Raw genomic sequence first — 1386 nt, 5'->3', positions numbered from 1 at the left:
GTGTGATGTCTCAGGAGTCCGTGGACACTTCCTGTCTCAGGTGAGTGTGGACGGATCGTGTCTCACGTGAGTGTAGACAGTTCGGCTGTGGCGGGATGCCTGAGGCCGCGGCGGGGGACGAATCTGGTTCCTCTGGGCGGTCTGGGGTGGGTGAGGATCTCGGTGCCGTGCTCGTCGTAGAACGCCACGGTGTGCTCGTCGTGGAGGACGCGGACGGTCTTGCCTGCCCAGGCGGTGCCGAGGAGGAAGTGGCAGTTGAAGACGGTCACGACGCCTTTGGGGCGGCTGCCGGTGCGGATCGTGTTCCCGGGCCCGTGCAGCACGGGTGCGGGCTCCGGAGGGGTGGGCGGGTCGGCCTTGGGGGTGCGCTGCCAGGCTTCCATCGGGGTCAGGTGGAGGCTGCCGTGGCCCTGGTGCTCGCGCTCGGTGTTGTAGTAGAGGTCGAAGCGGTCGATCTGCTCCTGCAGGTCCGCCAGGGTCTGGGCCTGGGCGGCCTGGGCCGAGAGGTACTGGAACAGGGTCTGGTGGAAGCGCTCGTTCTTGCCCTGGGTCGTGGGCTTGTAGGGCTTGCCGGTGATCGGGCGGGTCCCGAGGGCTTCGAGGTAGGCCACGAGCGCGCCGCGGTGTCCTAGCCGGGAGGGGTTCAGGGCGCGGCCGTTGTCGGAGAGGAACTTCTGCGGGGCCCCGTGGCGGGCCACGGCCGTGCGGACCACGGCAAGGGCGGCCTCGCTGGTCTCGCCCCAGGCGGCCAGAGAGGCCAGGGCCAGACGGGAATGGTCATCGATGAGCTGGAAGATCGTGGCCCTCCGCCCGGTGGCGAGCGGCCATTCGGTCGCGTCGATCTGCCACAGCTCGTTCGGCGCGGCCGCGGTGAAGCGCTTGTAGGCCGAGCGCGGCTTCTTCCGAGGGGCCGGCACGACCTCACCGGCCCGGGCGAAGATCCTGGCAAGGGTCGCCCTCGAGGGCGGGGCCAGTCCGCGGCGGCGCATCAGTGCCCCGACGCTCACCGGGCCGCAGTCCAGGCCGTTCACAGAAAGTTCGCGGCGGATCTTCACAGCCAGGGCCGCGACTTCGTCCGCGGTCTGGGCCGGGTTGGCCAGGGGCCGGTGCGAGCCCAGTTCCATCGCCGCCCAGGTCCCCTCGGCTAGGGCCTTGGCCCGAACCTTGTAGAACCACGACCGCGAGACCCCATGCTCGCGGCAGAACCGCGCCACGGCCCCGCGGGGCGCATCCTCAGGCCACGAGGCCACTTTCAGTCTGACCCTCGGATCGGGCTCATAGACGCTCATGAGCCGATCAGAGGCCCGAAGTGTCCACGGACTCGTGAGACACACTGTCCACACTCACCTGAGACAGAAGTGTCCATTCAGTCCCGAGACTTCACAG

Annotated in this window: 1 protein-coding gene; it reads right to left on the bottom strand. The window is 69.0% G+C overall.

The window, feature by feature from the left end; translation table 11 throughout:
- Positions 1–62 precede the first annotated feature (62 nt).
- A complete protein-coding gene (locus ACVWWH_RS20160) occupies positions 63–1289 on the bottom strand; it encodes a DDE-type integrase/transposase/recombinase (RefSeq protein WP_457317800.1) in 1227 nt (408 codons plus the stop codon).
- Between the last annotated feature and the right edge of the window lie 97 nt (positions 1290–1386).

The organism is Sinomonas sp. RB5, assembly GCF_054063535.1.
This window is presented reverse-complemented; position numbering and strand designations above follow the sequence as displayed.